Annotated in this window: 37 protein-coding genes; 19 read left to right on the forward strand and 18 right to left on the reverse strand. The window is 70.7% G+C overall.

Features of this window, described 5'->3' with window-relative positions:
* The first annotated feature begins 5 nt into the window (after positions 1-5).
* The 5 genes from lepB to ACFVXG_RS20275 all read left to right on the forward strand — a co-directional run bounded on the left by lepB (position 6) and on the right by ACFVXG_RS20275 (position 4,291).
* Positions 6-761 (forward strand): signal peptidase I, encoded by a 756-nt coding sequence (gene lepB, locus ACFVXG_RS20255; RefSeq protein WP_387929285.1) that lies wholly within the window; start codon positions 6-8, stop codon positions 759-761.
* Between the two features lie 112 nt (positions 762-873).
* Positions 874-1,347 carry an NUDIX hydrolase gene (locus ACFVXG_RS20260; RefSeq protein WP_387929287.1) on the forward strand — a complete coding sequence of 158 codons (474 nt, stop codon included), beginning with the start codon at positions 874-876 and terminating at the stop codon, positions 1,345-1,347.
* A 54-nt stretch (positions 1,348-1,401) separates the two neighbouring features.
* Positions 1,402-1,728 carry a DUF2469 domain-containing protein gene (locus tag ACFVXG_RS20265; protein ID WP_030056781.1) on the forward strand — a complete coding sequence of 109 codons (327 nt, stop codon included), beginning with the start codon at positions 1,402-1,404 and terminating at the stop codon, positions 1,726-1,728.
* Between the two features lie 168 nt (positions 1,729-1,896).
* Positions 1,897-2,409: a YraN family protein gene (locus ACFVXG_RS20270; protein WP_387929289.1), complete on the forward strand. Its 513-nt coding sequence runs from the start codon at positions 1,897-1,899 to the stop codon at positions 2,407-2,409.
* 1 nt (position 2,410) lies between these two features.
* On the forward strand, positions 2,411-4,291 hold the full coding sequence (locus ACFVXG_RS20275; protein WP_387929291.1) for a recombinase family protein: 1,881 nt from the start codon (positions 2,411-2,413) through the stop codon (positions 4,289-4,291).
* Between the two features lie 60 nt (positions 4,292-4,351).
* Here ACFVXG_RS20275 and ACFVXG_RS20280 read toward each other — a convergent pair whose 3' ends face one another.
* The gene (locus ACFVXG_RS20280; protein WP_387929293.1) at positions 4,352-5,146 is read right to left on the reverse strand and encodes a helix-turn-helix domain-containing protein; all 795 of its coding nucleotides are present in this window, start codon (positions 5,144-5,146) and stop codon (positions 4,352-4,354) included.
* A 119-nt stretch (positions 5,147-5,265) separates the two neighbouring features.
* Between ACFVXG_RS20280 and ACFVXG_RS20285 the strand changes: the two genes are divergently transcribed.
* From ACFVXG_RS20285 to ACFVXG_RS20345, 13 genes are all read left to right on the forward strand, one after another.
* Positions 5,266-5,493, forward strand: a complete 228-nt coding sequence (locus ACFVXG_RS20285) for a helix-turn-helix transcriptional regulator (protein WP_387929295.1) — start codon at positions 5,266-5,268, stop codon at positions 5,491-5,493.
* Complete coding sequence (locus ACFVXG_RS20290; protein ID WP_387929297.1) at positions 5,490-5,690, forward strand: hypothetical protein; 201 nt, start codon at positions 5,490-5,492, stop codon at positions 5,688-5,690. Before ACFVXG_RS20285 ends, ACFVXG_RS20290 begins: the two co-directional genes overlap by 4 nt.
* Before the next feature lie 146 nt (positions 5,691-5,836).
* Positions 5,837-6,139 carry a hypothetical protein gene (locus ACFVXG_RS20295; RefSeq protein WP_387929298.1) on the forward strand — a complete coding sequence of 101 codons (303 nt, stop codon included), beginning with the start codon at positions 5,837-5,839 and terminating at the stop codon, positions 6,137-6,139.
* On the forward strand, positions 6,136-6,348 hold the full coding sequence (locus ACFVXG_RS20300; RefSeq protein WP_387929300.1) for a hypothetical protein: 213 nt from the start codon (positions 6,136-6,138) through the stop codon (positions 6,346-6,348). The genes ACFVXG_RS20295 and ACFVXG_RS20300 overlap by 4 nt, the downstream gene beginning before the upstream one ends.
* On the forward strand, positions 6,345-6,752 hold the full coding sequence (locus tag ACFVXG_RS20305; RefSeq protein WP_387929302.1) for a hypothetical protein: 408 nt from the start codon (positions 6,345-6,347) through the stop codon (positions 6,750-6,752). Before ACFVXG_RS20300 ends, ACFVXG_RS20305 begins: the two co-directional genes overlap by 4 nt.
* Complete coding sequence (locus ACFVXG_RS20310; protein ID WP_387929304.1) at positions 6,749-7,783, forward strand: bifunctional DNA primase/polymerase; 1,035 nt, start codon at positions 6,749-6,751, stop codon at positions 7,781-7,783. Before ACFVXG_RS20305 ends, ACFVXG_RS20310 begins: the two co-directional genes overlap by 4 nt.
* Entirely contained in the window at positions 7,780-9,381 is a 1,602-nt protein-coding gene (locus ACFVXG_RS20315) for a phage/plasmid primase, P4 family (protein ID WP_387929306.1), read from the forward strand. The genes ACFVXG_RS20310 and ACFVXG_RS20315 overlap by 4 nt, the downstream gene beginning before the upstream one ends.
* A gap of 520 nt (positions 9,382-9,901) precedes the next feature.
* Positions 9,902-10,363 (forward strand): hypothetical protein, encoded by a 462-nt coding sequence (locus tag ACFVXG_RS20320; protein ID WP_387929308.1) that lies wholly within the window; start codon positions 9,902-9,904, stop codon positions 10,361-10,363.
* Between the two features lie 85 nt (positions 10,364-10,448).
* Positions 10,449-10,991 (forward strand): hypothetical protein, encoded by a 543-nt coding sequence (locus ACFVXG_RS20325; RefSeq protein ID WP_387929310.1) that lies wholly within the window; start codon positions 10,449-10,451, stop codon positions 10,989-10,991.
* Between the two features lie 107 nt (positions 10,992-11,098).
* Complete coding sequence (locus tag ACFVXG_RS20330; RefSeq protein ID WP_387929311.1) at positions 11,099-11,326, forward strand: hypothetical protein; 228 nt, start codon at positions 11,099-11,101, stop codon at positions 11,324-11,326.
* Positions 11,323-11,769 carry a hypothetical protein gene (locus ACFVXG_RS20335; RefSeq protein ID WP_387929313.1) on the forward strand — a complete coding sequence of 149 codons (447 nt, stop codon included), beginning with the start codon at positions 11,323-11,325 and terminating at the stop codon, positions 11,767-11,769. The genes ACFVXG_RS20330 and ACFVXG_RS20335 overlap by 4 nt, the downstream gene beginning before the upstream one ends.
* A 102-nt stretch (positions 11,770-11,871) precedes the next feature.
* A complete protein-coding gene (locus ACFVXG_RS20340) occupies positions 11,872-12,180 on the forward strand; it encodes a helix-turn-helix domain-containing protein (protein ID WP_387929435.1) in 309 nt (102 codons plus the stop codon).
* A 92-nt stretch (positions 12,181-12,272) separates the two neighbouring features.
* Entirely contained in the window at positions 12,273-13,271 is a 999-nt protein-coding gene (locus tag ACFVXG_RS20345) for a tyrosine-type recombinase/integrase (RefSeq protein WP_387929315.1), read from the forward strand.
* 320 nt (positions 13,272-13,591) lie between these two features.
* On the opposite strand, the gene ACFVXG_RS20350 is transcribed toward ACFVXG_RS20345, so the two are convergent.
* Positions 13,592-13,945, reverse strand: a complete 354-nt coding sequence (locus tag ACFVXG_RS20350; RefSeq protein ID WP_387929317.1) for a hypothetical protein — start codon at positions 13,943-13,945, stop codon at positions 13,592-13,594.
* A 115-nt stretch (positions 13,946-14,060) separates the two neighbouring features.
* Here ACFVXG_RS20350 and ACFVXG_RS20355 point away from each other — a divergent pair, with 115 nt between their 5' ends.
* The gene (locus ACFVXG_RS20355; RefSeq protein ID WP_387929319.1) at positions 14,061-14,318 is read left to right on the forward strand and encodes a hypothetical protein; all 258 of its coding nucleotides are present in this window, start codon (positions 14,061-14,063) and stop codon (positions 14,316-14,318) included.
* Positions 14,319-14,411: 93 nt separating this feature from the next.
* Here ACFVXG_RS20355 and ACFVXG_RS20360 read toward each other — a convergent pair whose 3' ends face one another.
* The 16 genes from ACFVXG_RS20360 to ACFVXG_RS20435 all read right to left on the reverse strand — a co-directional run bounded on the left by ACFVXG_RS20360 (position 14,412) and on the right by ACFVXG_RS20435 (position 22,183).
* Entirely contained in the window at positions 14,412-14,675 is a 264-nt protein-coding gene (locus ACFVXG_RS20360; protein ID WP_387929321.1) for a hypothetical protein, read from the reverse strand.
* Positions 14,676-14,718: 43 nt separating this feature from the next.
* A complete protein-coding gene (locus ACFVXG_RS20365) occupies positions 14,719-14,883 on the reverse strand; it encodes a hypothetical protein (protein WP_387929323.1) in 165 nt (54 codons plus the stop codon).
* 58 nt (positions 14,884-14,941) lie between these two features.
* Positions 14,942-15,088: a hypothetical protein gene (locus tag ACFVXG_RS20370; protein WP_387929325.1), complete on the reverse strand. Its 147-nt coding sequence runs from the start codon at positions 15,086-15,088 to the stop codon at positions 14,942-14,944.
* Positions 15,089-15,130: 42 nt separating this feature from the next.
* The gene (locus ACFVXG_RS20375) at positions 15,131-15,478 is read right to left on the reverse strand and encodes a hypothetical protein (RefSeq protein WP_387929327.1); all 348 of its coding nucleotides are present in this window, start codon (positions 15,476-15,478) and stop codon (positions 15,131-15,133) included.
* A gap of 38 nt (positions 15,479-15,516) precedes the next feature.
* The gene (locus tag ACFVXG_RS20380; RefSeq protein WP_387929329.1) at positions 15,517-15,699 is read right to left on the reverse strand and encodes a hypothetical protein; all 183 of its coding nucleotides are present in this window, start codon (positions 15,697-15,699) and stop codon (positions 15,517-15,519) included.
* Between the two features lie 50 nt (positions 15,700-15,749).
* A complete protein-coding gene (locus ACFVXG_RS20385; protein WP_387929331.1) occupies positions 15,750-16,100 on the reverse strand; it encodes a DUF6248 family natural product biosynthesis protein in 351 nt (116 codons plus the stop codon).
* A 7-nt stretch (positions 16,101-16,107) separates the two neighbouring features.
* On the reverse strand, positions 16,108-16,314 hold the full coding sequence (locus ACFVXG_RS20390) for a hypothetical protein (protein WP_387929333.1): 207 nt from the start codon (positions 16,312-16,314) through the stop codon (positions 16,108-16,110).
* A 14-nt stretch (positions 16,315-16,328) separates the two neighbouring features.
* Positions 16,329-16,931, reverse strand: coding sequence for a hypothetical protein (locus tag ACFVXG_RS20395; RefSeq protein ID WP_387929335.1), 603 nt, complete (start codon positions 16,929-16,931; stop codon positions 16,329-16,331).
* 58 nt (positions 16,932-16,989) lie between these two features.
* Complete coding sequence (locus ACFVXG_RS20400; RefSeq protein WP_387929336.1) at positions 16,990-17,223, reverse strand: hypothetical protein; 234 nt, start codon at positions 17,221-17,223, stop codon at positions 16,990-16,992.
* 1 nt (position 17,224) lies between these two features.
* Positions 17,225-17,506, reverse strand: a complete 282-nt coding sequence (locus ACFVXG_RS20405) for a hypothetical protein (RefSeq protein WP_387929338.1) — start codon at positions 17,504-17,506, stop codon at positions 17,225-17,227.
* A gap of 100 nt (positions 17,507-17,606) precedes the next feature.
* Positions 17,607-17,912 (reverse strand): hypothetical protein, encoded by a 306-nt coding sequence (locus tag ACFVXG_RS20410; protein ID WP_387929339.1) that lies wholly within the window; start codon positions 17,910-17,912, stop codon positions 17,607-17,609.
* 31 nt (positions 17,913-17,943) lie between these two features.
* Positions 17,944-18,309 (reverse strand): hypothetical protein, encoded by a 366-nt coding sequence (locus tag ACFVXG_RS20415; RefSeq protein ID WP_387929341.1) that lies wholly within the window; start codon positions 18,307-18,309, stop codon positions 17,944-17,946.
* Positions 18,310-18,565: 256 nt separating this feature from the next.
* Positions 18,566-18,994 (reverse strand): hypothetical protein, encoded by a 429-nt coding sequence (locus tag ACFVXG_RS20420; RefSeq protein ID WP_387929343.1) that lies wholly within the window; start codon positions 18,992-18,994, stop codon positions 18,566-18,568.
* Between the two features lie 20 nt (positions 18,995-19,014).
* Positions 19,015-19,251: a hypothetical protein gene (locus ACFVXG_RS20425; protein ID WP_387929344.1), complete on the reverse strand. Its 237-nt coding sequence runs from the start codon at positions 19,249-19,251 to the stop codon at positions 19,015-19,017.
* A gap of 14 nt (positions 19,252-19,265) precedes the next feature.
* Positions 19,266-19,511 (reverse strand): hypothetical protein, encoded by a 246-nt coding sequence (locus tag ACFVXG_RS20430; protein WP_387929346.1) that lies wholly within the window; start codon positions 19,509-19,511, stop codon positions 19,266-19,268.
* Between the two features lie 215 nt (positions 19,512-19,726).
* The gene (locus tag ACFVXG_RS20435; protein WP_387929348.1) at positions 19,727-22,183 is read right to left on the reverse strand and encodes a hypothetical protein; all 2,457 of its coding nucleotides are present in this window, start codon (positions 22,181-22,183) and stop codon (positions 19,727-19,729) included.
* Positions 22,184-22,228: the final 45 nt, after the last annotated feature.

Genomic DNA, 22,228 nt, shown 5'->3' on the forward strand with positions numbered 1-22,228 from the left:
TGTCGATGAGCAGTGTCGTGGAACAGTCGGCCGACCATTCGGCCGCGCCCGCCCGGCCCGGCCGTCGGCCCGCCGCGGTGCTGCAGGGGATCGCGATCGCGCTCGGGCTGGTGTTGATGATCGGCGGATTCGCCCTGATCGCGGTCGACTACCGGCCGTACAAGATCCCCACCGCCTCGATGCACCCGACGCTCCAGGTCGGTGACACCGTGCTCGCCCGCAAGGTCGACGGCGGCGCCGTCGGCCGGGGCGACGTGGTGGTCTTCCGCGACCAGTCCTGGGGCGGGGAACTCATGGTCAAGCGGGTCGTCGCGGTCGGCGGCGACACCGTCGCCACCACGGCCGCCGACCCCCGGCTGACGGTCAACGGACAACCGGTGGACGAGCCGTACCTCGCGACCCAGGGCCGTCAGGGCGATTCGTTCAGCGTGACGGTGCCGCCGGGCCGGCTCTTCCTGCTCGGCGACAACCGGGTCGGCTCGCTCGACTCCCGCACCCACCTGGAGGTGGACGGCGGGACCGTCCCGGCCACGGCCGTCGAGGCCAGGGTCGAGGCCACCCTGCTCCCCATGGGCCGGACCGGCCTGCTGGACCGGACCCCGGCCTTCGACGGTTTCGCCGGCCCGCGGGCCGCGGACCCGGGCCCGCTGGAGCCCGCCGCCTACGCCACCGTCGCGGGTGCCGCGCTGATCGTCGTGACCTCGGCGGCGGGCGGGGTGGCGGGCCTGGTGCGCCGGCTCCGCCGGGGGCGCAGCTCCTGAGCGCGGGCGTCGCAGGTCGGGCCGCTCTGCCGAACATCGCCCCGGACGGACGCGGCGGGTGGCAGGATCGGAAGCGCCACCGATGCGAACGGAAGGAGCGTTGAGCGCTGCCATGACTGCACAGCGTCGCCGGGCGGCGCGGATCCTGCTGCTGGACGGGCAGGACCGCATCCTCCTCTTCCTGGGCGTCGATCCCGCGGTGCCCGACGAGGCGTGGTGGTTCACGCCCGGGGGCGGCTTGGAGCCGGGGGAGGACGTGCGGGCGGCCGCCGAGCGGGAGCTCGTGGAGGAGACCGGCTTGCGGGGTGTGGACCTGGGGCCCTTGGTGGCGTACGGCACGGTGTCGTTCTCCTTTCAGGGACAGCGCTACGAGCAGGAACAGTGGTTCCACCTGGCCCGGACCACGGAGACGGGTCTGGACCACTCGGGCATGGGCGAGGAGGAGCACGCCCAGCTGCTCGCGGCGCGCTGGTGGACGGTCGAGGAACTGCGGGGGACCGCCGAGACGGTCTATCCGGCCGGACTGGCGGACTTCATGGGACGGCTGCTGGCAGAGGGCCCGCCGGTCGATCCGGTACGGCTCTGAGCGTGGGTGCAGTGGTCCACAATGGGTGGACTGACAAGTTGAGGGGACGCCTGGATGAGTGCCGAAGATCTCGAGAAGTACGAGACCGAGATGGAGCTCAAGCTCTACCGGGAGTACCGGGACGTCGTCGGCCTGTTCAAGTACGTGATCGAGACCGAGCGACGTTTCTACCTCACCAACGACTACGAGCTGCAGGTGCACTCGGTCCAGGGCGAGGTGTTCTTCGAGGTGTCGATGGCGGATGCGTGGGTCTGGGACATGTACCGGCCGGCCCGGTTCGTCCGCAAGGTCCGGGTGCTGACCTTCAAGGACGTGAACATCGAGGAACTCGCGAAGAGCGATCTGGAGCTGCCCTCGGACGAGTCCGGCTTCGGGAACTGACGTTGGACGACTCCGTCCCGCGTTGTCCAGCCGAATTTCGCGTGACGGGGGCTTCTCACTCCTGCGGGTGACAAGAGTTGTCCACAGGCCCGGGTTATCCACAGGGGAAGGGAATTTCCCGGCGCCGGTGCGCACGGTGGTGCAGCCTCCTCGGCGGAGGTGGTCACCATGCAGAACACCATCGTGCAGGACCAGGCCGTACCGAACGCGGCCGCAACCGGAGCGGACGGCGGGGCCGGCGGGGCCGGTGAGGACCGCGGCACCAGGAACGCGCTCGGCCGCTACGGGGAGCGGGTCGCCGCCCGCCATCTCGTGGAGGCCGGGCTCCGCATCCTCGACCGCAACTGGCGCTGCGTCGAGGGCGAGCTGGACATCGTCGCCCTCGACGGCGACACCGTCGCCGTCTGCGAGGTGAAGACCCGCTCCGAGCGGGGCTTCCAACAGCCCAGCGAGGCCATCGACCGGGCCAAGGCCGCCCGGCTGCGGCGGCTCGCCGAGCGCTGGCTGGCCGAACGCTGGCCCGGGCACTTCGCCCTGCTGGCCGGGCCCGGGTACGACCCCGGGCCGTCCGATCCGCAGTGGCCGCCCGCCCCGCCGGGCGGGGTGCGGATCGACCTGGTGGCCGTGGTCAACCGGGCCCGGGGTGCGGCCCTGGTCGACCACCTGCGGGGGGTGGTCTGAGATGGCCTTCGCCCGTACCTGTTCCGTCGCGCTGGTCGGGGTCGACGGGGTGATCGTCGAGGTCCAGGCCGATCTGGAGCCCGGGGTGGCCGCGTTCACCCTGGTCGGCCTGCCCGACAAGGCACTCACCGAAGCCCGTGACCGGGTCCGCGCCGCGGTCTGCAACAGCGGGGAGGCCTGGCCGCAGCGCAAGCTGACGGTCGGGCTCAGTCCGGCCTCGGTGCCCAAGAGCGGCAGCGGCTTCGACCTGTCAACGGCTGGACGAAGACAGTTTTACGGGCCTACTCTGGGAGCCATGAGGACTCATCAGATGGAGGGGCGGCGCCGCAGAGTAGTCATCTACTGCCGAATCAGCGATGACCGCGAAGGTAGGCGCTGGGGCGTCGATAGGCAAGAGCGAGTCTGCCGCGAGCGAGCCGACGACAACGGCTGGGACGTGGTCGCCGTCCTGATCGAGAACGACGTCTCCGCCTACTCCGGCAAGCGCAGGCCCAAGTACGACGAATTGCTCCGCATGCTCCGCGACGGCGAAGCCGACGCCGTGCTCGCCCTCTCGAACAAGCGACTCCAGCGGCAGTACAAGGACGCCTTCGAGTTCCTCGACCTGGTCGAACTCCGAGACATCGCCGTAGACACGATCAAGTCCGGCAGGTACAACCTCAACACCGCCGAAGGCCGCGGTCGCGCCAGGAAGGCGGCGATCGAGGCCCAGGAGGAGTCGGAGGAGATCGGCGAGCGCGTACGCGACGCCAAGAATGACAACGTGGTCGCCGGCACCTACCGAGGCGGCCCCCGGCCATTCGGGTTCGAGGCAGACGGCGTCACCGTTCGCGAAGACGAAGCCCAGTGGGTGCGCTACGCCACCCGGGCGATCATCGACGGCGAGTCGTTGCGTTCCATCTGCCGCACGCTCTCCGAGAAGGGCGTGCGCACCGTCGCGCGCCGCAAGCGCCTGGAGGACGGCACCCGCACGGAACCGGAATCCCGTGAGTGGAAGCCCGAGGAACTTCGGAAGCTCCTGCTTCGCGCCCGCAACGCCGGCCTGATCGAGGTTGCGCCCCGGACCCGGGACGGCAGTAGGCAACCACGGGAGATCGTTGGCAAGGCCGTCTGGCCAGCGTTGGTGGACGAGGAGACCTGGCGCGCCTGCAAGAGTGTGCTGGAGAACCCCGCCCGCCGCACCACGACCGGCAACGGTCGAAAGTTCCTCGGCAGTGGGATCTACAACTGCTACTGCAGCTCCACGATGCGCGGCTCCACCACCGGCATCGGGGGCGTCCAGAAGGCGCTCAAGCTCGTTCGGCAGGACGACTCGGAGGATGGGTCCGCCAAGCCGAAGACGCACAAGCCGGCCTATCGGTGCAACGCAAGCGCCAGCCACAACATCCGAGACGCAGCCTCCCTGGATGCCTTCATCGAGGGCCAGGCCCTCGCGAGGCTTGCTCGGCCGGACGCCGCAGCTTTGCACCTGAAAGCGGTGCAGGAGAACCCGAGCGAAGATCTAGCTGCACAGGCCGGGAACCTGCGGGCCAAGCTCGACTCCATCGCAGCGGACTACGCCGAGGACCGGATCACCCGGCAGCAGATGCTCGACATGACCGCCATCTCACGCGAGAGGCTCAACGTCGTCATGGCGAAGATGGCCGGCCGGGCAGCGAACTCGGTCCTGGCCTCGCTGCCCCTTGGCAGCCAGAAGATCGAAGAAGCTTGGAAGGGCTACCACATCGACCGCCGCCGCCAGATCATCAGCGCGCTCATGGTGATCACGGTCAACAAGGCTCGCCGTGGCCGACCGCCAGGCTACAAGGCGCCCGCTAACGGCGAGCGTGGAAGCTACTTCGACCCCACCACGATCGACATCCAGTGGAAGCCGCCAGCGTAGCCCCACCGATGCAGAAGCGGCCCAACCGGGATGACCGGTCGGGCCGCTTTTTCCGTGCGCTCAGGGCTTCGGATTCGAGATGTCTTCGAGGGCTTCGTCTCGCTGCACGGCCACGTGCGAGACGAGGCCGGGGAACTGGGCCTTCAGCTCGTCCAGCCCGTCCCCCGTCTCTAGGACTTCCGCGACCTCTTCGAGGCTCGAGTTGATCGTGTCTACCCGACGCTTGGCCATGCGGATCCACCGCAGGCGATCGTCTCGGTCGCCAGGAGCGACGGCAACATCCTCGACGAAGTCTCGGAGTTGGGTCGCAACGTGAACCAACGGGTGGTCATCCGCCTGGCGGATCTCCGGCGGCAGCGAGAGCCGCATGTACTCGGTGCGCTGGCGTGAAAACTCCAGGTCACGCTCGAACGCCGCCTTCGCCATCGCGGGATCCGCGCTGGGATCGCCCAGACTGGCTCCCCCGCCGGGCTCCCAATCCATGGCGGGGCGCCGCCCGAGCGCCCACAGCCACGCTGCCCGGGCGGTCAGCGTGTGGGTAGTCGTCAGGTTGCACACCCGGCCATCGGCCCTCGGCGGAAGCAGGAGATCGAGCGGGCTGACATTCAACGCGAGTGCCAGAGCCACGAGATCGTCGCTATCGACCCGACGTACTTGCTTGGGCGTCGGAGTGCCCGGCGGAAGAGTCCGCCCGTTTTCGATCTTGTTGATCGCATCCGCGCTGAGCGTGCCACCAAGCTCACGCACCCGCTCCGATAGTGCACGAAGGCTGAGACTCCTCGCCTCGCGGAGCCGGCGCAGGTTGTCAGCGACCTGACGCCCAGTGCCACCCGTTCCCGTGTCTTCAGTCGCCATGTTTCAGAAGGTAACACGCCTGGATTTTCCAGGAGAGTGCATGGAGGGTTGCGACAGGTGTCGTCCGGGCGTACCGTCTAGAACATCCCGGAACTTCCCTGGACTACGCAGAGGAAATCATGGATATTCCAGGCATTGCCGCGCCTGCTGTCCCCGATGACACGTGGCTTACGTGTGACGAGACGAGCAAGTTGACGAAGCTCAGCCCCAAGACACTGGCGAACTGGCGGGCGCGGGGGATCGGTCCCGCCTACATCAAGCTCAGCCCCGGAAAGGCCGGCCGAGTGCGGTACTCCGCGTCCGCCGTGAAGGCGTGGCTCACCGAGCGGGGGGTTAGGGCCGCGTGAGCGACACGCCCGAACGCCTCGAAGATCGAAAGATCCGCGAAGCCGAAGCCTGCGGCGACCGCGCTGCAGCGCACATGTGGCAGGTGATCAAAGCCAACACCGACCGAGCCCCCGAACTCGGCCCCCGCCAGAAAGCACTGCTGAGCACCCTGCTCAACCCGCCGGTGCTCGCGCCGACAAGCCCGCAGGCTGCCTAGCAACGGAAACGGCCCCCGCCTGGCCGCCGGTCTCGACCGACGCACTGACGGAGGCCCCAGCCCAACCCTGAAAACGACGAAGCCCCGGTGTGAGCTGGCCGGCCCCCGGGGCTGTTCGTCTCCCTCGCAGAGAGGACGTGGTTCCAGTGAACCACAACAGCCCGTCCGGGATAGAGCGATACCCGGATCTCCTTCCCGCCGTCCTCGCCGATGGCGACAGGGCCACCATCAGCACGACGATGGCCAACGATGCCCTGCGCGACGCCGTCCAGCTTGCCCAGCAGTTCCGGGCCATCGGCTTCACCGCCAGCGACTTCGACCGCTTCGCCGGCGCGTTCACCGCGCCCGACCCGGCCGCAGTCTTCGCCTGCTGGGCCGACCGCGAAACCCGGACAGGCATCCGCCGCACGCTCCTCGCCACCCTCGTCACCATCGAGGAGGCCCAGTGAGCGTCCCGCAGCGGCCGCGCGCCGCCCTACTGCCGCTCCTCACCAACGCCAGCCGCCACCCGGTCCGGCCCGTCCAGGTCGACGCCGGCGTCTGGATCGTCGGCTACGACCGCTTCCGCGTCACCCGCGCCGAGGTCGCCGGCATCGTGCGGCACCTGTTCCAGGCGGACGTCGCCGTCATCGACGAGCCCGGGGGCACCGCCCAGTGACCAACCAGCACGCCGAGCAGCCCGGGGTGGGGCACCACCTACCCGCCCCGGGGCTGCCCGCCCGCACCATCCACCGGGGCACGCCCTCGCCCTCCGTCCCCGGCTCCCTCCCCGACCACTCCCACATCCCGGAGCCCCCCGTGCACACCTTTCCCGGCCGCCCGAGGGCAGAAGCGGCCAGCCCACGCCCCGTCGGCGCCTGGCCTGTCCCCCGCAGCCAGCAGGTCCGGACGACGTGCACCGACGAGACCCGCGTCCGCTTCCACGTCGTCCTCGACACGGCCAGGGTGATGCTGGAGGAGCAGCCGTCAGAGCGGACCGTACGCTCCACGGCCCGCAGGCTCTGCGCCGCCGTCACCCTTCTCGCCGACGAGATCGCTGCCGGGAAGCAGGAGGCGGAATGAACCGCCCCGACGCGCTCAAGGTGGCCACCTGGTGCATTGGCAAGGGCTGGTACGTCCACCTGCTGATCCCCGGCGGCAAGATCCCCCCGCGCGGCTGCAACCGGTGCTTCCGCGGCGCCGACGGCCGCCCGAACCCCGAGTACGTCGAGCACACCGCCGACGACTGCCCCTGCATCCCCGCCGGCCGTTGGTGTCACGGCGTCCGCGCCGCCACCAACAACGTCGAGACGTTCGAGCAGTGGCTCTCCCACCTGCCGAACGCCGGGGTGGCCGTCGCCATGGAACCGTCCAGGCTGATCATCCTGGATGTCGACAGCCACGACGTTACGCGGCCCGACGACGGGGACTATCTCCCCGGGCTGCAGCTGCCCGCAGACCTTAACCCCGATTCGATCCGGGACGGTTGGGACACCGTTGGCCTGCTCTGCGAGATCCGCAACGCACCGCTGCCCACCGTCGCGCCGCCGACCATGTGCGTCGCCACCCCGGGCGGCGGTGTCCAGGTCTGGTATGAGACCGGTGACACCTGGAGGCAGAGCGCCAGCCGGCTCGGCTGGCAGCTCGACATCAAGGCCGGTTGGGCGTATGGCATCTGCCCCGGGACCGTCACCAGCAAGGGCACGTACCGGCCGCTCGGCGACTGCCGGACGGTTGCCCCGCTGCCCAACTGGCTGGCCGCCGACCTCAAGCGCACCGGGCACCACCGGGTCGTCGAGACGGACGCGCCCAGGCCTACAGCCCGCCAGCTCCTGGAACGCCTCCAGCGACCCAAGGGCGCCCAGTACGTCAACGCCGCCATCCGGGCCGAGGTTGAACGCGTCGTGACCGCCAAGTCCGGGACCCGCAACGACACGGTCAATGCAGCAGGGCGGGCGCTCGGGCGCTTCGTCCCCGGCGGCCTGGTCACCGAGTCGGAAGTCGAGGAGCTCCTGGTGGCCGCCGCCGTCTCTGCCGGCCTTTCCGGCAACGAGGCCAGGGCCGCCGCCCGCTCCGGAATCAAGATCGGAATCACCAAGGGGAGGGCAGCGTGACCGACACCGCCATGACCGCCGACGTCGTCAGCATGCTGTCCGCCATGGCTGACCGGCTCGACAGCCAGGACAAGGACAAGACGACCACCGACAACGCCGAGAAGGAGAAGAGGCCCAAGAAGAGCCGCAACGTCTCCGGCATCGTCGCAGTCACCGACAGCTTCTTCGTCGAGCGTGTCGCCGACGAATGCCTGCGCGGCAGGTACTGCTGGTGCCCGCAATTCGGCTGGATGCACTGGAACAACCGGATCTGGGAGCGCATCGATGCCGAGGCCGTCCGCGACGAGGTCCGCCAGTACGTCGCTCAGTGGATCATCGAGCAGATCGCCCAACCCACCCTCGGCATCCCGCACGAGGACATCATCCGGCTCGCCAGCAAGGGACGCATCAGCGCGATCACCGACCTGGCCTCCGGGATCCTGCTGGTACCGGGCGAGACGTTCGACAACGACTCCGACGTCATCACCGTCGAGAACGGCGTCATCGACCTGCGGGAAAGCACGCTCCTCCCGCACGACCCCGACCGCTACCTCACCCGCTACGTGCCCACCGCGTACCATCCAGACGCCGCCCACGAAGACTGGACCGCGGCGCTCGGAGCAGTCGAACCGGAAGTCGCCACCTGGCTCCAGCTCCGACTCGGGCAGGGAGTCACCGGCCACACCCCGGACGACGACGTCATGCTGCTGCTCCATGGCGACGGAGAGAACGGTAAGTCCACGCTGATCGACGCGCTTACGGTCGCCCTGGGCGGGCGCGCCACGAACGGCGCGATCACCTTCCTGGACGACGCCGTACTGTCGGGCGACCGGGACGCCAAGGAAGAGCGAATGGCCCTTCGGGGTGCGCGTCTGGCATTCGCCGAGGAGCTGCCCGAAGGGCGTCGACTCAACGTGGTGCAGCTGAAGAAGGCAGTCGGCACCGCGCTGATGAAAGCCCGACACCTGTACCAGCGTGAAGTGCAGTGGGTCGCCAGCCACAGCCTGGTCATCACCACCAACTACAAGCCGGCCGTGGCCGAGACAGACCACGGCACCTGGCGCCGCCTGGCGATGGTCCCGTTCCCCTACACCTTCGTGAAGGGCGAGCCCACGGCGGAGTTCGAGCGTGCCGGGGACAGCGGCATCAAGGACCGGATGATGGGCCAAGAGCAGCGCGAGGCGGTGCTGGCCTGGTTGGTCGCTGGTGCCCGCCGCTGGTACGAGGGCAACCGGAAGGTGCCGGCTCATCCCGTAGCAGTACGGGAAGCCACCCGGCAGTGGCGCTCCGAGTCGGACATGATCATGCGCTTCTGGGACGAGTGCCTGACTGCCGATCGTGAAGCGCACGTCATGTCCACGGATCTTTTGGCCGAGCTGAACGCCTTCCTCCGAACCCAGGGCCAGAAGGAGTGGAGCCAGAAGACCGGGGCCGACCGCTTCGGATCTCACGAGGACACGAAGCGGTTCAAGGTCGTCAAGGACGTCATCCGTACGCGTCCCGGACTGTCGAGGCCGCCTCGGCCTGTGACCCCGGACAGCGCTTTCCAAGCGCCGCGCGCGCCGGTCCCTGCCCAATACACAGCGTGGTTGGGGGTCAGGTTCTCCAGCCTTGAGTAAGCCCCCACTGTGAAGGCTGTGAAGGCAGTTTGGAAACTACCTCTCCCCCTAGCGAATAGGAAGTTTCCAACGACCCTTCACAGCCTTCACAGGGGAAGCCTTGAAAGGGTCGCTGAACTGCGGATACGCCCATCGTTCCTGCCGTGGCAACACCGCTCAGAACAGGTCCAGCAAGGGGTGCCTTCGCCTCGCTCTGGACACCCACCCAACCGCCCGGCGTGGGATGCCCGAAGCATCCTCAAATTGATCACTCACAGTAATGATGGTCGAGAGGAAGTCGTGATCGGACCCGACCGCTACGGAACCTCCGAGCGCCTCCTGCGACGAGCCCTCGCCCCTTTCCTCGCCTCCCAAGGCATCGCCATCCACGTCGACTGCCGACCTTCCTCAACAGCCGTTCGGCTGCCCTGACCACCTCGTGGCTCAGTGGCTCGAATGCCCGAGGTCGTGACCGTCGGCCCCGGACCCGAACGTCATGACCATCCCCAGTACACGCCGGCCTGGACCCAGGAGCGCAGCCGTGTCTAACTACCCGTCGATCATCGCCCGCCCCACCCCCACGGGCTTCCACGGCCGGTACGTCGCCAACGACGGCCAACCCACCGCACGCGTCCCCCAGCTCCAGCACCTCTACCACCGCGCCTACCGGCACGACCTCGACGCGATGCTCGCCTTCCTCATCGACCAGCACCCTGCCGGCTGGTCCCAGCTCGGCACCGACCCCACCGCCGACTGCGGATGGATCAACCCGCTCCCGCCCATCGGGGACCGCGGCTTCCGCTGCTACTGCCACGGCGACCGTCACGAACCCGAGGCCCTGCTGACGAAGGAGACCGCCGACCCGCTCTGGCACGAGTGGATCTATGTGCTTCGGCCGGGAGGCATCACGGTCACGGCCGCCGACCCGGACGGAGACACCTGGCTGGAGCCGGTGTTCGTCCCGTGGTCCAACGACGCACGCCCCCGCATCGGAGCGGCCTGACCCAATGACCTGCCGGGTACGGCCCTCCAACAGCCGTGCCCCGAGAACCCCGCCAAACCGGCGATACCCCAGCAAGGAGACCACCATGGCCGACCAGTTCGTCGACCTCGCGGACGAGGCCCAACACAAACTCGACACCGCCACCGTGCTGACCACCGACCAGCTCCAGCACCTCATCGGCCTGGCCGGCCGCATCTACGGGCCGGCGTTCCTCGCCCAGGCCTACAGCGACGGCAAGGTCGACAACGGCACCGTCCGGGCGCTGGTGGGCAACGTCTGGTCGGCGTGCGAGTACCCAGACCGGGAGCTCGACCGGGACACGTGGCAGTGGCTGTTCGACGTCGCCGGCTACACCGAGGACGGCGAGCTCGCCGAGCGGCCGACCGAGCCGGTCGAGCTGTGGCGCGGCTCGGTGCCCGAGCGGCGTACCGACTGGTCCTGGAGCAGCGACCGGGCGGTGGCCGAGAAGTTCGCCGCCGGGATCCGTGGCCGCCGACCGGGCCACCTGTACCGACTGGTGTGTCCGCCGGAGGCGCTGCTGGCCGCGAACAACGACCGCTCGGAGGCCGAGTTCGTCGTCGACACGGCGATGGTCGAGCACCTCATCGAGGACGCCAGCGCCGACTAACTCCCTCGACTTGCCGGGGTCGGGCCCACCCGCAGTGAGCCCGCTCCCGGCACCCTCCAGGGTCCGGCATCCGGCCGGGCCCGGCCAACCCAGCAAGGAGCAGCACCATGAGCTACACCTCTGAGGCCAACCCCGTCCCGCACGTGCGTGCCAGACGCCTCGCCACTACCGGCCACCTCCAGGCGATCGTGAGGTGCCCGAAGTGCAACGAGCTGCACCGGCACCTGGGCCTGGGCGTTCGCCGCGGTCCGTGCGGCGTCATCTACGTCGTCCAGGCGCCCCGCATAGCGGCGCCGCGTCTTGTCCGCGCCGCGCTCGCGGAGGCCGGCCGATGACCGGGCCCTGGGAGACCTTCGACGGCATCGTCCCCGAGATCCAGCACGAGGGCCTGGCCTTCCACGCCGCCTTCAACGAGGCCCGCCAGGCCGCCAGACGCGCTGGGGAGTCCGTCGACGTCCGCGAGTACGGGCGCCGGGCCTGGCAGCAGCTCACTCCCGTCCAGCGCGCGTACGCCCTCGACGGCCTCTTCGGCGCCTACTTCTGGCGGATCCACGAGGAGGAGACCGAGCTGCGTCACCAGGCCGACACGGAGGCCGGTAGGACCTACCTTCACCCGGACGACCTGGTGACGCTGGGCGAGTCCCTGCTCTACCAGGATGGCGGGGGCGAGGAGGCGACGGTCACCACCCTGGCGTCCTCCCTGTCCAACGTCCTCAGCGAACTCGATCTGCTGCGGCACCAGCTGCGTCAGGCCCGCGCCGTCGCGGAGGACGAGTGAGACGGGGATCGAGTGCCGCCTTCGGGTGGGCCGGAGCCACGCGGGGACGCTTGGTTGGCCCGGCGTTGGTTGGCAGAGGCGCCAACGGCGGTTGTGGGGGTGATGGTCTTGCCGGGCGGTGACGTACCGGCGCCGGCGCGGCGGGAGCGCCGGCTGCCGCCGCCGGAGCTGGGCGGGGTGCTTCGGGCGGCTCGGCAGCGTGCCGGGCTGGGCCTGCGTGAGCTCGGCCGCCTGGTCGAGTTGTCGCCGGGGTACCTGGTGAATCTGGAGGGCGGGCTGCGCTGCCCGTCGCGGACGGTGGCGCTCAGGCTCGCCGATGCGCTCGCGCTCGCCGAGGGCGAGCGGGCCGTGCTGATGGGTGCCGCGGTCGGCGATGCGGGGCTCGACCACCCGTGGCGGACCGCCTCCTGATGCGGAACGACCGACTCAACCTGTTCTCCTAGGAAAGCGTTCTGACCCTCCATAAGTCAGGTTATGGAGGGCCAGAGCAGTGAGGCTGCAGCATGTCCAGCGAACTCGTCCCGGCGGCCGAGAACCTCCCGGCCCACCCGGACAACCAGATCTCCGACTCCACCCGCGACCGCATCGAGCAGTCCGTCCCCGAGAACACCCGCGCCGCCTACGCGCACCAGTGGAAGGCCTTCGCGGCGTGGTGCTCGCCAGCCGGCCGCACCGTGCTGCCCGCGACCGCCGAGACGCTGGCCGAGTACGTGGGCCACCTCGCCGACCTCGACCGGGCACCCTCGACCATCGAGCAGGGCATCGCCGCGATCCGCACCGTCCACCGCCACAACGGGCACCCGGGCCTGCCCGACACCAGCGCTGCCCTGGCCGTGCTGAAGGCGCACCGGCAGGACAGGGCCGCCGCCGGCAAGCGCAAGCGCAAGGCGCCGCCGATCACGCTCGATCCACTGCGCGCGATGATCGATGCCACCGCCCCGAGCACACTGGCGGGGCTGCGCGACCGGGTGCTGCTGGTGCTCGGCTTCGCGATGATGGGCCGCCGCTCCGAACTCGCGGCCCTGGACATTGCGGACGTGACGTTCACCGAGGACGGCCTGGTCGTCCTCATCCGCAAGTCCAAGACCGACAAGGACGCGGTGGGCGCCGAGGTCACGATCCCTCGGGGCTCCCACCCGGACACGGACCCCGTGCGCGTCCTCCGGGCCTGGCTGGATGCTCTCGCTGAGCACGGCCTCGTCGACGGGCCGCTTCTGCGCCGGATCAACCGCTGGGGCCGGCTACAGGACGGCCGGATGAGCGGGGCGGCGGTCAACGAGCGGGTCCGCTGCCTGGCTCGTGCGGCCGGCCTTCCGCGAGCGGACACGTTCACTGCTCACGGGTTGCGGGCCGGTGGCCCGACCGAGGCGGCGAAGGCCGGCACACCGGTGGCGTTCATCGCCGAGCATGGCCGCTGGTCGCCGATGAGCCCCCAGGTGCACGAGTACGTGCGCGCGGTCGACCGCTGGAGGGACAACCCGATGCGCGGCATTGGCCTGTAGGACCGCCCTGCGCACCGACCACGGAGCCTCGCACCAACTCGGTGCGGGGCTCCGTCTTGTTCAGGACCGCGGCCGGGTGAAGGCCTCAGTCTGCGTCCCGGGTTCCGGCGACCGCCGGCGGAGGGCCTGCTGGCCAGACCTGCGCGCCCTCTGCATAAGGGTGGGGTGCCCCCGGGTGCCACCGGGGTCATGAGGGTGGGGGTGCCGCCCCAGCTCGGGGCACCGAACTTCCCCGCGCCGGATCTCCTCAAAACTCTTCTCAGGCTGGAAAGCCGAATGGCCCGCTCCCCGAGTCCGGGGGCGGGCCATCAGTCGTGTCACTACTCGCCGTCGTACAGGTCCGCGGCGATCGTGATGTGCACGCCGTGGTAGTCGTCAATCTTGGCGCGGAGCCGCGCGCGCCCGCCCGGCCCGGCGTGCTCGGGCCAGCGGACTGCGTCGAGGTAGCTGGTCCACCGGTCGAACGCGGACCGCTTCTCTTTGCTGTCAAAGGTCGGCTGCTGCACGGTGCCGTACAGGCTGCTGCCGGTACCGAGGCGCCAGTCGAGGGAGGGCAGCTTCTCGTGGAACGCATGGGTCAGCAGCTCGACGAGCACTTTCGCCCCTTTGAGCTGCCAACGGGTCATGTCCTGCTCAGTGGCCGGACCGAGGAGGCTCGGAGTGTCGTTGCTCATGTCATGCACGCTTTCTGCTAGTTGGATACTTCGTCCGGATGTCGTCGCTCCGGAGGCTGACGGCGGGGCAGTACCGGGCAGTCGCCTGAGTACTGGAGAAGAGGAGGAAGCAGCGATGACCAAACGGGTGACCGTCGCCGGTGGCAGTAAGGGCCCGGTGCCGGCCCAGGCGAACGCCGCGCCGGCCGGCGGGAGCACGGCGATGGACCGCAGGTCCTGGTACATGCCGAAGGCCAGCGCGGACGCGCTCGCCGAGCTCGTGGACGATCTGCACTGGGAGACCCGCCGGCCGAAGCAGGAGATCCTGGCCGCCGTCGTCGCCGAGGTCCTCGCCCGCCGCGCCCAGGTCGAACGGCGCCTCAGGAAGTCCTGACGCACCCCTCGCAGGTCCCGCACTGCTCGCACGCTGCCCGCGAGTCCGGACAGCGGAAGACCCCGGCCGTAACCGGGGCCTTCCGTGCTTCCTCTAGGCCGCGCGGCAGCTGGCGGCGTGGGTGTTGGCGGCCTGGTTGGCCTTGTCGCGCTGGTGGGCCTGGTACGGGTCGCCGTGGACGTTGGAGGTCCCGCGGGTGCCGCAGCCGCGGCACTGCCAGACGATGCCGTCCACGGTCTGCTCCTCCGTGCCGGGGTAGCGGTGTCCGTGGGCGTACCGGGTGGTGAACCGGAGCGACTGGAGCTCGACGGTGGCGCCGCCGAGGGTGGTGAACCGGGCGAGCACGGTGTCGGTCATGGAGTGGTCCTCTCAGGTGCGGCGGGGGCCTGCCATGGCGGGGTCAGTACGGCCAGTACTCGCCGCGGTAGCCGTCGGGCCATCCGGCCTCGCCGCCGGCGAACGCCGAGACGGGGCAGTCGTCGTCGTGCTCTGCGGGTAGCTCGGGGCTGTCGGTGGTGCACCGGCCGGTGCACAGGTCGGCGACGGTGTCGGCGTTGACGTTCATGGTGAGCTCCTCGGGGTGGGGCCTGCCGCCGGGTGGGCGGCAGGCCGGGGTGGGTTGGTCAGCCTTCGTCGATCCGCTGGCCGTAGATGTCGCGGGGGCAGTCGCAGCCGCAGGCGCAGTCGGCGTGCTCCTCGCCGGTGCCGTAGCAGATGCAGTGGCCCTCGCCGCAGGGCTGGCGGTCGCTGATGTAGTCGTGGGTGTCCATCTCGGTCTCCTCGGTGGGTGGTTGGGGCCGCCAGTAGGTGGGCTAGCTGATGACGACGAGCGTGTACGGCACGGCGTGCTCGGCGTCCGGAGCGCAGTCGTCCATGACCCACATCCAGCACGGGTCCTCGTCCAGGTCGAGGCGGGGCCGGCGGAACTGGGCGTGCCCGCGGCGGATGTTGTCCACGGCGCTCCCGCTGGCGGTGATGGGGTTGCGCAGCCCGCTCCTTTGCCTGGCGTACCGGTTGCAGGCGGCGAGGACCCTGCGCGGCGGGTGGTCGCCGATGGCGAGCAGGTCGTCGTCGTCATCGTCTCCGGCGCCGATGACGGGGACGCCGTAGTGGGCGCCCTCTACAGCCAGGTCGGCGGCGGTGAGGTAGGTGTCGGGCATGTCAGCTCCAGGGGGTCAGGCGTGGTTGTTGATCCAGGTCAGGCGCTGGCCGCGTTCCAGATCTCCTCGCTCGTGACCCCGGCCGCCAGGGCCTCGTCGATCGCGTCACGAGCGGCCTGGCGGGCCGCCTCGACCTTCGAGGGGTCGTCGCCGTGTTCGATGGAGACCTGGGCGGCTGCGGCCATCGCATCCAGAGCTGCGCGGGCAAGGGGGTTTTCCATAGGGGCTCCGTCAGGCTCGGGCTGCGGCGGCGCGCAGCAGCGTGTGCTGGTCAGATCAGGGAGAGCTGGATGTCGCCGGCGTTGTTGTGGTCCGCCTGCTCCGGGAGCCTCCCGGTGTGGCAGGAGCACCCGCATCGCGTCCAGCGACAGGCGCGGTCGGCGAGCCATACCGGGGTGTGGCCGACCATCGGCACGCCGCTGGTGCCCGCCAGGTAGGTCTCCGGGTCCGGGCGGGTGGAGACCGGACCGCGGCAGGCACTGTGTCGGCCCGTGTGGCACTGGCCTGTGAGGGTCCACTGGCAGATGCAGCGGTCCCAGTAGTCGGGGGTGTCGTCGCGGTCGGACCGCATCCGGCGTGTCCAGACGTGGCGGCGGATCCATTCGGCGTCGGTGTCGAGCACAGCGTGCCTACCGCTGGGTGATGACCAGGTCGACGACCGTGCCGGGCAGGCCCAGCATGGTGGTGAGCTCGGCTGCGAGGGTGCCGAGAGTGCGCGGCTCGGTCACGGTGATGTCGCCCTCCTTCCAGCCTGCCGTGGTGGTGAGGGTCATCAGGTGGGTGCCGAGCGGAACGGCGGTCCCGGATCCGTAGTGGCGCAGGGACATAGTGGTCATGACGTCGGGTCCTCTCAGGTGCGGGCTGCGGCGGTGCGCAGCAGGGTGTGGACATCGGTCTGGGTGGTGCCGGGGCTGTCGTTCCAGGTGTCGACGGGGATCGGGGCGCCCTGGTAGCCGAGGGCGTTGCCGATCGCGAGGCGGGCCTGCCAGGCGGTGGCGGGGGTGCCGTAGCCGACGGCTAGGACGCGGACGTGGGCGCCGAGGACGCACACCGCGCCGTCCGTGTCCCAGAGCTGGCCCTGGGTCCAGCCGTGGGCGGTGATGTAGCGGTCCATCAGCTGGAGGTGTTGGCGGGCGGTGACGGGGACGGTCGGGCGTCGGCGCAGGATCCGGTCGGTGAGGGTGGGCGCGGGGGTGGGGTAGCCGTCCCACCAGGGCCCGGCCGGGGCCGTGTCCGCCGGGCTCGGGGCCTGGAGCGGGTCGGCCTGGAGGTGCTGGGCGATGCGGTACCAGGCCGGGCCGGGCAGGCCCGCGGTCTGCGGGGCCCGGGCGGGCGCTGGCGCCGGGGTGTGCTGGCGGGCGGCGGTGGCGAGGTAGGCCTCGACCTCGGCGACCAGGAGGGGGCCGAGCAGCTCGGCGAGGTCGACGTCGAGGTCGGCGGTCGTGGTGGGCATCTCGGCCTCCTTCCTGGTCAGCGTGTGTGCGAGAGGTGCGGGGAGTGGGAGGGGTGCGTCAGGCGGGGATTCGGCGGCAGGTGGCGGCGTGCTCGCGGGCCCAGCCGTCCGCGTCCTCCTGCGGCGGGATGCCGCCGAGGACGTTCGGGTTGACTTCCGCGGTGACGGCGGTGTCGCAGCCGGTGCACCAGGCGTCGTAGCTGGTGTCGAGCAGACCGAAGAGCGCGTTGCGTTGGACCTCGACGGTCGCCCCGCCGGCGGTGGCGTAGCGGGCGATGACGGTCATCGACATGTCAGTCCCCCAGCCCGGCGAAGAGGGCGTTGTACAGGTCCATGCGGCCGACCTCGTTCTTGGCGCCGGCGTACCTGTGGATCCGCTCGGTCAGCCGGGCCTGCAGCGCGGGGTCGCGGTGGGCGTCGCCGAAGGGGGTGGTGCCGGCGGTGGCGAAGATCCGGTCGGCGTCCGGGTCGGTCACGCGGAGGCGGGCGAGGTTGGCGTCGCAGCGGGCGGCGCCCTCCCGCTCGGTGCGGTCGTCGAGCCTGCCCCTGGCGGTGAGCTTGTCGAGGAGTCCCATCGGGGATGCCTTTCTCCTGGTCAGATGGCGTGCGATGAGTACGGGCTGTGCGAGAAGTGCGGCTAGTGCGGCATCTCGCACAGCCCGTGGCGATGAGAGGTCAGATGCTGAGGCGGATGTCCTTGGCGCCCTGCTCGGCGGCCTCCAGGAGGCGGCCGGCCTGGGTGAGGAGCGTGTGCTGGGAGGGGCCGGAGATCGCGAGGGCGGCCCGCAGGAGGGCGGCGGCCTCGACCAGGTCGTCGGCCTCTCCGTAGTGGGTCAGGGACTCCAGCTCCTCGACGGCCTCCTGGACCAGGTCGGTGAACTGCTCGGGGGTGAGGTCGGCGGCGGCCTTGCTGGTTTCGAGGCCGGAGGCGAGGTAGGTGACGTCGTCGGCGTAGCGGCGGATCAGGTCGGCGAAGGTCATGGCGAGTCCCGTCTGGTGGTTGTGGGGTGGGTTAGCAGCCGTACGGGCCGTAGTCGGAGCAGGCGCCGAGGTGCCCGCCAGCCATCCGGATGCACTCCAGGAAGTAGGCGATCGAGGCCTCGTCCCGGCCGGCGCGGAGGGCGCGCAGGGTCTCGGCGTCGAGGGTCCAGTCGGCCCAGTCCGCGATGTCGACCGCGAGTTCGAGGGCTGCGGCGCGGTCCCGGGTGGAGGCGATGTAGCGGCCGGAGTGGTGGCCGATTCGCCAGCGGCACGGGTCGGCGGGCTCGATCCCTGCAGGGATCTCGTAGACGTGGAGGCCGGACGCGAGCCGCTCGGCCTGGATGATGTAGGGGCCGTCGGTGGTGCGGATCTCGTGCGGGACGGTGGTGATGGTCATCTGCTCCCTCTCCTACTCGTGCGGGTGGTGCGAGGGGTGCGACATGTACGGTTCGCCGCACCCCCGCAAGTGGTGGGTGGTCAGCAGCTGTACGGACGGGGCGGGTAGCTGCCGTTCTCCACGCATCGGGCCCATCCCCAGACCCAGGTCGAGAGGTCCGAGAGCATGACCCTCCGGAGCTCGGCATCGAACACGGGGCGCCACTCCGTCGGCAGGGCGTCCTGGACGTCCGTGAGCGAGGCGGTGACCGGGAGCTTCACCTGGCCGGGTCGATCTCGTGGGTCCAGACGACGGAGTAGCCGCCGCCCCGGATGACGATCCCGATCAGGCCGTCCTGGTCGCCGGTGCCGACATGGGCGATCTCGGCGTGGGTGCCGACGGGGTGCTGGTCCGGGGCGGCCGGGTTGGTGATGACGACCTGGTCGCCGGGCTCGTAGGTGGCCATGGGGCAGACCTCCGCGATGTAGTGGTGTCCGTAGGCGCCGTCGTGGCCGGCGTCCTCGACGCGGGTCCAGCCGACGGTCCGGCCGAGCAGGGCGGCGGCCCAGGCCTGCGCGGCCCGGATGTCGTCGGCCTGCGGCGCGTGGAACGTGGGGTGGACCTCGGAGATGGTGCGGTCGTCGGAGGTGAACTCCCAGCCGTAGCTGTCGACGTCGTAGTAGCCGGGGGTGAGGGTGTACTGCATGGTTCGCTCCTGGTGGCGGGTCAGGTCTGGGCGGTGTAGCGGCGAGGCCCGCAGGGGTCGGCCCGGGCGGTGAGCACCCAGGTCTGCGGGGTGCCGAGCAGGTCGTCGGCCCAGGCCTGGGCGGCGCGGGCGTCGGCGGCCGGGTCGGAGTCGAACACGCCGTCGCGGTAGCCGAGGTCGCGCTCGGCTGCCGTGAGGAGCCAGCCCCAGCGGCGGCCGGGGCCGATGCCGCCGGAGGTCAGCGCGTAGGTCGTCACCTTCCTCAACCCCCTCACCGGAGGCCCCACTGGTCGGCGCCGACGAACAGCTGGTGGTAGTCGCCGGGGCGGCCCTGGCGGTGGGTGACGGCGCCGTACTCCTCCAGCTGGCGGGCGAGCTCGTCGCCGCGGCCGGTGCGGTGGGCCTCGGCGAAACCGACCTTGAAGATCCTGTTGAGGTCGGGGTCGCTGCGGCGGAGCCAGGTGAGGTTGTGGTCGAGGACCTGGTGCTCGCGCTCGGTCTGCTCGTCGTCGGTCATGCCTGGTTCCTCCTGGTTTGACGGGACCGGATGGCCCTGGTGGTGTCCTGATTTGCGGGTGTTTGTCACCCCGTCCTGCGGGGGCTGGGGGGCGTCCTGGGGACGGGGGTCCGGCCTGTCCGGACGGGGTGACATACCTGGTCAAAGCGGGCGCGGACGGGTGACGGGTGCCCGTGGACGCTCGGCTGGACGGGGGATGTATCGGGGTGAATCGGTCAGGCGGCGCGGGCGGTGGCGGCCTCGGCGAGCTGCTCGCGGAGGTAGCCGGACGCCTTCGCGACGCCGTCGACCGCGCCGATCCGGGCGGTGGTGCCCGCGCCGGCTTCGCGCAGGCGCACGCCGAGGCTGGTCTCGGTGAGGTCGTGCCAGTGCTCGGGGGCGAGGGCGGCCATCCACTCGGCGAGGACGACCAGGCGGGCGCGGTCGACGCCGTGGGCGTCCATCGCGGCGACCGCGTCGGTGAGGACCTTCTGGCGCTGGACGCGTTCGCGCTCGTCCTCCCAGCGGGCCAGGGCCTGGCCGGTCAGGGTGCCGCTCTTGAGCCGCAGGTCGCGGCCGCGCTCGCAGATCAGCCGGAAGTCGTCCAGGTTGATCACGTCGGCGCGGACGGTGTCGTGTCCCTCCTCGCCGCCGTCGTCGAGGACGACGACGCCCTTGTGGTGCTCCATCAGCAGGTGCGGTGCGGCTCCGTTGTCGACCGCGTCGTCCCCGAGCACCATCTTCGAGCTGAGGCGGCCCTTGACCCGGTAGCAGGCCCGCTTGGGGGCGACCTCGCGCAGGAGCGTGGGCACGCTGTTGGAGTCGGGCCGCTGGGTGATGATGACCTCCATGCCGCCGACGTAGCGGGCGACCCGGATGAAGCGGGCGAACAGCGAGACCAGGACGTCCTTCCCGTTGCGGCCCGCGGGCTTGCGGCCGCCCTCGTCGAGGTCGGCTTCGTCGTCGGTGGAGTGCAGCTTCATCCCGGCCGCGGCGTCGAGGATCTCCTGGAGCTCCTCGACGACGAGGAGCGTCAGCTCCAGGCCCTCGGTCCTGGCGAGCTCCGGCGTGATCTTCCCTTCCGGGCACGCCTTCGGGTCGTCCTCGAAGAGCCGCTCCAGGCGCTCGCCCTTCGCGGACATCTCCGCGATCGTGTCCTCCATGACGGTGTGCATCTGCCGGATCACCGCCGGGGAGTTCCCCGAGACGTAGGAGTCGGCGACCAGCTTGAGCGCGGCCCAGTCGGCGCCGGTCTTCCCGGTCAGGAGCACGATCTTCACGTACGGGTCGAGGGCCGCGGCCGCCGCGATCAGGCGCGCCAGGTAGGACTTGCCGTAGTTCATCAGCCCGCCGATCAGCAGGCTCGACCAGATCATGTTGAGGACCTTGCGCACGCCCCGGGCGTTGGAGCCCAGCGGTACGCCCTGGCTCCAGAACTCCCACCGCTCGGCGTCGATCAGCTCGGACTTCACGATCGGCCCGGCGTACGGGTTCGCCTTGTTCGCGCACCAGATGACGAACCGGCCTTCGTGGCCCTCCTCGCTGGTGTCCGCCGACAGCTGCAGCTGCGGGGCCTTGACCTTGAGCGCCGACGCGAGTTCGGTGTCCTTGCTGATCGCCTGCGCGGCCGTCTTCCCCCCGGGTAGTTCGATCGTGACGGTCCAGCCCGGGCCGTCGGGGCGGATGACCCCGATGACCTTCGTCTCGTCCTCCTCTCCCCGCCCGATGATGCCCGCCTTGAGGAGAGCGGTGATCAGGTCAGACGACCCCTGGACCTGGGCGGCCTGCTCGGCGGCCTCCGCCACCTGCCGGGCGGCGACCGCACCGGGGGTGACCGCCTGCTCCGCCGCCTGACGCGCGGCCAGCACGGCAGCGGCGAAGCCCGGACCTGGAACCTCCTCCTCCTGCACCTCCCGCTGCGCGGGCTCCGCGCCGGGCAGGCCCTGCGAGGCCATGACCGCCGGGGCGCCGTCCTCGCCGGGGACGGGCTCGTCGGCCCGCACCCCCGCCCGCCACAGGGCGACCGCGGCCGCCGGGAGGCTCGCCAGCAGCAGGCGGGGGTCCTGCATCGGCAGGACGACACCGCCACCGACCACACCTCCCACCAGGGCGGCCGCCCGGCCCGCCTTCCGGCCCCAGCGGGCCCGGGCCAGCTCACCCTCCGTCGGAGCCACCGCCATAGCCTCGCCCGCAGTGTGCTGGTGCTCCTCCAACTGGGCCTGGACCAGTTCCCGGCGGCCCTTGAGCGCGACGACCTCGGGCCCGTCGCGGTGCGGGTCGTTGTCGGCCCGGGTGGTCTCGGTGCGCTTCGCCGTGACGATCTGGGACGAGATCCGCGCCAGCTCCTGGCGCAACTGGGTCTCGCGGGCCTGGTACTGACGGCGCCGGTCCTCCAGCACAGCGGTGGTGACGTCCTCGGTGGTGAGGTCGTCGGTCCGCAGCCACGACCGGGTGTTGCGGGCCGCGCGGCGCAGGTGGGCGGCGAGCGGGCCGTCGGCGGCCGCGGCCTCCCCCGCACCCTCCTTCAAGCGGCTTCCCAGCCCCCGGCGCTCCTCCTGGGCGGGCCGGGCTTCGTCGCCGGGCACCGCCTGGCCGTGGCGGGCGTCTGGGGCGGTGGTCTTGGTCAGGTCGACGGGAACAGCGGGCGGCTGCTCGGGCTGGGCCGGGATGCCGGCCGGGACGGTGGTGGTCACCTCGGGTCCTCTCTCATCCGTGCGGGTGGTGCGAGGGGTGCGACA

The sequence above is a fragment of the Kitasatospora sp. NPDC058162 genome, assembly GCF_042884005.1.
Taxonomy (GTDB): domain Bacteria; phylum Actinomycetota; class Actinomycetes; order Streptomycetales; family Streptomycetaceae; genus Kitasatospora.

What these genes read in the sequence shown, in the direction of transcription:
- lepB (WP_387929285.1), top strand. Translation starts at nt 6, where the DNA reads ATGAGCAGTGTCGTGGAACAGTCGGCCGACCATTCGGCCGCGCCCGCC.
- ACFVXG_RS20260 (WP_387929287.1), top strand. Translation starts at nt 874, where the DNA reads ATGACTGCACAGCGTCGCCGGGCGGCGCGGATCCTGCTGCTGGACGGG.
- ACFVXG_RS20265 (WP_030056781.1), top strand. Translation starts at nt 1,402, where the DNA reads ATGAGTGCCGAAGATCTCGAGAAGTACGAGACCGAGATGGAGCTCAAG.
- ACFVXG_RS20270 (WP_387929289.1), top strand. Translation starts at nt 1,897, where the DNA reads ATGCAGAACACCATCGTGCAGGACCAGGCCGTACCGAACGCGGCCGCA.
- ACFVXG_RS20275 (WP_387929291.1), top strand. Translation starts at nt 2,411, where the DNA reads ATGGCCTTCGCCCGTACCTGTTCCGTCGCGCTGGTCGGGGTCGACGGG.
- ACFVXG_RS20280 (WP_387929293.1), bottom strand. Translation starts at nt 5,146, where the DNA reads ATGGCGACTGAAGACACGGGAACGGGTGGCACTGGGCGTCAGGTCGCT.
- ACFVXG_RS20285 (WP_387929295.1), top strand. Translation starts at nt 5,266, where the DNA reads ATGGATATTCCAGGCATTGCCGCGCCTGCTGTCCCCGATGACACGTGG.
- ACFVXG_RS20310 (WP_387929304.1), top strand. Translation starts at nt 6,749, where the DNA reads ATGAACCGCCCCGACGCGCTCAAGGTGGCCACCTGGTGCATTGGCAAG.
- ACFVXG_RS20325 (WP_387929310.1), top strand. Translation starts at nt 10,449, where the DNA reads ATGGCCGACCAGTTCGTCGACCTCGCGGACGAGGCCCAACACAAACTC.
- ACFVXG_RS20330 (WP_387929311.1), top strand. Translation starts at nt 11,099, where the DNA reads ATGAGCTACACCTCTGAGGCCAACCCCGTCCCGCACGTGCGTGCCAGA.
- ACFVXG_RS20335 (WP_387929313.1), top strand. Translation starts at nt 11,323, where the DNA reads ATGACCGGGCCCTGGGAGACCTTCGACGGCATCGTCCCCGAGATCCAG.
- ACFVXG_RS20340 (WP_387929435.1), top strand. Translation starts at nt 11,872, where the DNA reads ATGGTCTTGCCGGGCGGTGACGTACCGGCGCCGGCGCGGCGGGAGCGC.
- ACFVXG_RS20345 (WP_387929315.1), top strand. Translation starts at nt 12,273, where the DNA reads ATGTCCAGCGAACTCGTCCCGGCGGCCGAGAACCTCCCGGCCCACCCG.
- ACFVXG_RS20350 (WP_387929317.1), bottom strand. Translation starts at nt 13,945, where the DNA reads ATGAGCAACGACACTCCGAGCCTCCTCGGTCCGGCCACTGAGCAGGAC.
- ACFVXG_RS20355 (WP_387929319.1), top strand. Translation starts at nt 14,061, where the DNA reads ATGACCAAACGGGTGACCGTCGCCGGTGGCAGTAAGGGCCCGGTGCCG.
- ACFVXG_RS20360 (WP_387929321.1), bottom strand. Translation starts at nt 14,675, where the DNA reads ATGACCGACACCGTGCTCGCCCGGTTCACCACCCTCGGCGGCGCCACC.
- ACFVXG_RS20365 (WP_387929323.1), bottom strand. Translation starts at nt 14,883, where the DNA reads ATGAACGTCAACGCCGACACCGTCGCCGACCTGTGCACCGGCCGGTGC.
- ACFVXG_RS20370 (WP_387929325.1), bottom strand. Translation starts at nt 15,088, where the DNA reads ATGGACACCCACGACTACATCAGCGACCGCCAGCCCTGCGGCGAGGGC.
- ACFVXG_RS20375 (WP_387929327.1), bottom strand. Translation starts at nt 15,478, where the DNA reads ATGCCCGACACCTACCTCACCGCCGCCGACCTGGCTGTAGAGGGCGCC.
- ACFVXG_RS20380 (WP_387929329.1), bottom strand. Translation starts at nt 15,699, where the DNA reads ATGGAAAACCCCCTTGCCCGCGCAGCTCTGGATGCGATGGCCGCAGCC.
- ACFVXG_RS20390 (WP_387929333.1), bottom strand. Translation starts at nt 16,314, where the DNA reads ATGACCACTATGTCCCTGCGCCACTACGGATCCGGGACCGCCGTTCCG.
- ACFVXG_RS20395 (WP_387929335.1), bottom strand. Translation starts at nt 16,931, where the DNA reads ATGCCCACCACGACCGCCGACCTCGACGTCGACCTCGCCGAGCTGCTC.
- ACFVXG_RS20400 (WP_387929336.1), bottom strand. Translation starts at nt 17,223, where the DNA reads ATGTCGATGACCGTCATCGCCCGCTACGCCACCGCCGGCGGGGCGACC.
- ACFVXG_RS20405 (WP_387929338.1), bottom strand. Translation starts at nt 17,506, where the DNA reads ATGGGACTCCTCGACAAGCTCACCGCCAGGGGCAGGCTCGACGACCGC.
- ACFVXG_RS20410 (WP_387929339.1), bottom strand. Translation starts at nt 17,912, where the DNA reads ATGACCTTCGCCGACCTGATCCGCCGCTACGCCGACGACGTCACCTAC.
- ACFVXG_RS20415 (WP_387929341.1), bottom strand. Translation starts at nt 18,309, where the DNA reads ATGACCATCACCACCGTCCCGCACGAGATCCGCACCACCGACGGCCCC.
- ACFVXG_RS20420 (WP_387929343.1), bottom strand. Translation starts at nt 18,994, where the DNA reads ATGCAGTACACCCTCACCCCCGGCTACTACGACGTCGACAGCTACGGC.
- ACFVXG_RS20430 (WP_387929346.1), bottom strand. Translation starts at nt 19,511, where the DNA reads ATGACCGACGACGAGCAGACCGAGCGCGAGCACCAGGTCCTCGACCAC.